This is a genomic window from Microbacterium sp. 13-71-7, assembly GCF_002257455.1.
Classification (GTDB): Bacteria; Actinomycetota; Actinomycetes; order Actinomycetales; family Microbacteriaceae; genus Microbacterium.
On the sequence record NZ_NCKN01000274.1, the window covers coordinates 1 to 4,828 of the forward strand.

The 4,828-nt window shown below is 71.8% G+C and carries 4 protein-coding genes; all 4 read left to right on the plus strand.

Going from position 1 to position 4,828, the window contains the following annotated elements; translation table 11 throughout:
* The first annotated feature begins 70 nt into the window (after nt 1-70).
* Nucleotides 71-1,627: a PLP-dependent transferase gene (locus tag B7X32_RS18520; protein ID WP_292723052.1), complete on the plus strand. Its 1,557-nt coding sequence runs from the start codon at nt 71-73 to the stop codon at nt 1,625-1,627.
* 61 nt (nt 1,628-1,688) lie between these two features.
* Nucleotides 1,689-3,188 (plus strand): amino acid permease, encoded by a 1,500-nt coding sequence (locus B7X32_RS18525; RefSeq protein WP_292723055.1) that lies wholly within the window; start codon nt 1,689-1,691, stop codon nt 3,186-3,188.
* Nucleotides 3,185-4,090, plus strand: a complete 906-nt coding sequence (locus B7X32_RS18530; protein ID WP_292723058.1) for a universal stress protein — start codon at nt 3,185-3,187, stop codon at nt 4,088-4,090. Before B7X32_RS18525 ends, B7X32_RS18530 begins: the two co-directional genes overlap by 4 nt.
* Before the next feature lie 99 nt (nt 4,091-4,189).
* A partial coding sequence (locus tag B7X32_RS18535) for an alanine racemase (protein ID WP_292723060.1) occupies nt 4,190-4,828 on the plus strand: 639 nt, incomplete at its 3' end.

Here is a 4,828-nt window from a genome sequence, read left to right on the forward strand (position 1 = left end):
ATACAGGATATGTGGGGCAGGAGAATTTCCGGGGATTCCGCCCTCGCCGGGAAGCGCGCACCATGGACCAATGCCGTTCCCCGAGTCCCTCACCCTCGACCCGTCCCCCGCCGCGACGTCCGGCTCGCCGATCGTGGATCCCCGCCACCTCGAGACCCCGTACGCCGACGCCCTGGAGTGGCACGCGGATCGGGCGCCGATCCAGCTGATGGTTCCGGGACACGGCGGCGCCGGCCGTGGGATCAGCGCTCGTCTCGCCGAGTTCCTCGGCGAGCGCGTGCTGCAGCTCGACGTCCCCATGCTCCTCGAGGGCATCGATCTCGGCGAGGACTCGCCGCTCTCCCGGGCGCTCGACCTGGCCGCCGACGCCTGGGGCGCGCGCCGCACCTGGTTCCTCACGGGCGGCGCGTCTCAGGCCAACCGCGTCGCCGCGCTCGCCGTGCGCGGGCTCGGGCCGGGGATCCTCTCCCAGCGCAGCGCCCACTCCAGCTTCAGCGACGGCGTCCTCACCGCGGGACTCACCCCGTCGTTCGTCCTGCCCTCGCTCGACGCGAGGCACGGCATCGCCCACGGCGTCTCCCCGGCGGCTCTCGACGAGGCCATGACCTCCGCCGCACGCGACGGGCACGCCGCGAACGCCGTCTACGTCGTCTCGCCCAGTTACTTCGGCGCCGTCGCAGACATCGCCGGCCTGGCGAGGGTCGCCCACGCGCACGGCGCCCCCCTCATCGTCGACGGGGCATGGGGTCCGCACTTCGGCTTCCACCCCGACCTGCCGGAGTCGCCCACGCGTCTCGGCGCCGACCTCGTCGTGTCGAGCACGCACAAGCTCGCCGGGTCCCTGACCCAGTCGGCGATGCTGCATCTCGGGCACGGTCCGTTCGCGGACCGTCTGGAGCCGCTGGTCGAGCGCGCGGTCACGCTCACCGCGTCGACCTCGTCCTCCGCCCTGCTGCAGGCTTCGCTGGACATCGCCCGCCACTCGCTGATGACGGGCCAGGAGCAGATCGGCCGGTCCATCGCCGCGGCGGAGTCGTTCCGCGACGCGCTCCGCGAGGACCCGCGCTTCACCGTCCTCAGCGACGGCTTCGGCGCCTTCGAGGACATCGTCGCCGTCGACCCGCTGCGCGTTCCCATCGACGTCTCCGCCACGGGCGTGAGCGGGCACTGGCTCCGTCAGCGCCTCATCGAACAGGACGGCATCTACTTCGAGATGTCCACGGCGACCTCCCTCGTCGCCCTCATCGGCGCCGGAACCACGCCGGATCTCGTGACCGCGCACCGCGCGCTCATCTCCGCCGTCGACTCGGCGGATGCCCATGCCGAGCGCACCGCGGGCGACGCGGGCGCCTTCCCGGCGCTGCCGCCGTCCGGACCGCTGCGGATCCTGCCGCGCGACGCCTTCTTCTCCGCGACCGAGCTCGTCCCTGCCGCGGACGCGGTCGGGCGCATCTCGGCGGACACCCTCGCCGCCTATCCCCCCGGGATCCCGAACGTCATCCCGGGCGAGCAGATCACGGCCGAGACCGTCGCATTCCTGCAGGCGGTGGCGGTGTCCCCCAGCGGGTACGTCCGCGGCGCCGTGGACGCGCAGGTCTCGCGCTTCCGGGTGACACGAGAAGACTGAACAAGGTTCCCGCGGCGCACCGCGTCGCGGGTCGGCCCCACCATTCGAAGGAGATTGGTCCATGCCCACCATCGCCCAGCAGCTGCTGCGCCGGAAACCCACTGCGCCCGTCGCGACCGGGGAGGTGCACCTGAAGAGGAGCATCGGCCTGTTCTCGCTGACCATGATCGGCGTCGGCGGAACACTCGGCACCGGGATCTTCTTCATCCTGTCGCAGGCCGTGCCGATCGCCGGTCCCGCCGTGATCTGGTCCTTCGTGATCGGCGGCGTCGTGGCAGGGCTCACAGCGCTCTGCTATGCGGAGATGGCCGGCGCCGTGCCCGTGTCCGGATCCACCTACTCCTATGCCTACGCGACCCTCGGCGAGGGCACCGCGATGGCGGTCGGCGCCTGCCTCCTCCTGGAGTACGGCGTCTCCACCGCGGCGGTCGCCGTCGGGTGGTCCCAGTACGTCAACCAGCTGCTGCAGAACCTGCTCGGCTGGCAGATCCCGGTCCAGTTCTCGCAGGCGCCAGAGCAGGGCGGCATCGTGAACATCCCCGCCGTGATCGTGATCGTGCTCTGCGCGCTGCTGCTCATGCGCGGCGCCCGCGAGTCCACCCTCGTGAACAGCATCATGGTGGTCATCAAGATCTCGGTCGTGCTGTTCTTCTGCGCGGTCGCGTTCACCGGCTGGAACACCGACCACTTCCACAACTTCGCCCCCGCCGGGCTCGCCGGCGTGGTCGGCGGGGCCGGAATCATCTTCTTCTCCTTCGTCGGACTCGACGCGGTCTCCACGGCGGGCGACGAGGCGAAGAATCCCAAGCGCAATCTGCCGCTTGCGATCATGTTCGCGCTCGGGATCATCATCACGCTGTACGTGCTCACCTGCCTCGCCGCGCTCGGCGCCCAGGCGCCCGAGAAGTTCGAGAACCAGGACGCCGGCCTCGCCGCGATCCTGCAGAACATCATCGGATCCACCTGGCCCGGCACCGTGGTCGCGATCGGCGCCATCATCTCGATCTTCTCGGTGACCCTGGTCTGCCTCTACGGCCAGACGCGCATCCTGTTCGCGATGTCCCGCGACGGGATGATCCCGAAGGTCTTCGCGAAGGTCGACCCGCGCACCATGACGCCGATCCCCAACACCGTCATCGTCATGATCGCGACCGGCGTGCTCGCCGCGGTCGTCCCGATCGACTTCCTCGCGGAGATGACGAGCATCGGCACCCTCGTGGCGTTCCTGGTGGTCTCCCTCGGCGTGATCATCCTGCGGGTGCGCGAGCCCGAGCTGGAGCGGGGCTTCCGCCTCCCGCTGGGCTGGACGATCCCGATCCTCTCGATCATCGGCTGCATCGCGATCATCACCCAGCTGCGCCTGGTCACGATCCTGGTGTTCCTGGCCTGGACCGCGGTCTTCCTCGTCTTCTACTGGTTCTACGGCCGCCGGCACTCCGCGCTGCAGGTCGGACACCCCGTGATCGCGGCCGAGGCGCCGTACACGACGAACGTCGCACAGCCCAGCACCCGAGCCGTGCGCGAGGCGGCCGAGGCCCGCCGCAAGGCGGACCGGAGATGAGCCTCGTCGTCGGCCTCGATCCGGCCCACCGCTCCACAGCGGTGCTGCACCTCGCGGCGATGCTGGCCCGCTCCGCCGGCACCGACCTCGTGGTCGCCGCGGTGCTTCCGCAGACGTGGCCGCTGGCCGCGGGAAGCGCTGACGCGGAATGGCGCGGCTACACGCGCGACACCGCGAACCTCGTGCTCGATCACGCCGCCGCCGTGCTGGGCGGCAGCGTCCGCGCAGAATACCTCGTGCACGAGGCGCCCTCCGCCCGGCGCGGGCTCGCCGAGCTCGCGGTCGAACGCGGCTCCGCCCTCATCGTGATCGGCTCGTCGTCCACCGCCTCCGTGGGCCGCATCGCGCTCGGCTCGGAGAGCGACGCGCTGCTGCACGCCTCGCCGGTGCCTGTCGCGATCGCGCCGCGCGGTTTCCGCGTCGCCGAGGACGCGCGCGTCGGCCTGGTGACGGCGGCGTTCCGAGGGACGGACTCCTCCGGCGACCTCGTGCTCGGCGCGGCCGGCGTGGCCGCCGCGGTGGGCGCCGATCTGCGCATCGCCTCGTTCGCCGTCGTGCCGCCCGAATCCGGCACCTCGGGGGCCGGGCTCGACGTCGAGAAGCGCATCGCGCGGCAGTGGACGGAGGACATCGAGCGTCAGGCCGGCGACCTGCTCGCGCGGGTGTCGCACCTCGAACCCGCCCCGCGGATCGCGGGCACCGAGGTCGGCGTGGGCGACAGCTGGGACTCCGCGATGGCGCAGGTCGAGTGGCGGGCCGACGAGGTGCTCGTGGTGGGCTCGAGCGCGCTGGGACCGCTCGCCCGGGTGTTCCTCGGCTCGCACGCCGCGAAGGTCGTGCGCCACTCCCCCGTTCCGGTGGTCGTCGTGCCCCGCGGGGCCGCAGCCCCCGACCTCGACTGACCCACGGGTGCGGTGGATCCCCGATCCCCGCACCGCAGGGACCGCGGCTCTCGAGCCGCGGCCCCTGCGTAGACTCCGAACCGAACGAAGGGCGAACCCATGCCGCACCCCCTGCTCGAGCTCCTCCCCGTCGGGACCGACGTCGATGCCGACGGCACCCTGCGGATCGGCGGATGCCGCGTCGACGACCTCGCCCGAGAGTTCGGCACCCCGGCGATCATCGTCGACGAGGCCGCGCTGCGCGCCCGCGCGCAGGAGTACCGCACCGCACTGACCTCGCGCCGGCCGAACGGCCGCGTGGTGTTCGCGTCGAAGGCCTTCCCCGCCACCGCTGTGCAGCGGGTGATGGTCGAGGAGGGCATCGGACTGGACGTCGCCGGCGGCGGCGAGATCCTCAGCGCGCTGCGTGCGGGCGTCGACCCCGCACTGCTCGTCATGCACGGGAATGCGAAGACCACGGAGGAGCTGCGGATCGCGGTGGACGCCGGCGTCGGCCTGGTGGTCGTGGACAACGCCGACGACGTGGACCGCCTGGAGCGCCTCGTGCCGGACGGACGCGCCCAGGACGTGCTCGTGCGGCTGATCCCGGAGGTCGAGTCCTCCACGCATCCGCACGTGCAGACCGGGCAGGTCGGATCCAAGTTCGGGCTCACCGCCCCGGCCGCGAAGGCGCTCATCACCCGGATCGAGGCGAGTCCGCAGCTGCGGATGCGCGGTGTGCACGCCCACGTCGGTTCG

What these genes read in the sequence shown, in the direction of transcription:
- B7X32_RS18530 (WP_292723058.1), top strand. Translation starts at nt 3,185, where the DNA reads ATGAGCCTCGTCGTCGGCCTCGATCCGGCCCACCGCTCCACAGCGGTG.
- B7X32_RS18520 (WP_292723052.1), top strand. Translation starts at nt 71, where the DNA reads ATGCCGTTCCCCGAGTCCCTCACCCTCGACCCGTCCCCCGCCGCGACG.
- B7X32_RS18525 (WP_292723055.1), top strand. Translation starts at nt 1,689, where the DNA reads ATGCCCACCATCGCCCAGCAGCTGCTGCGCCGGAAACCCACTGCGCCC.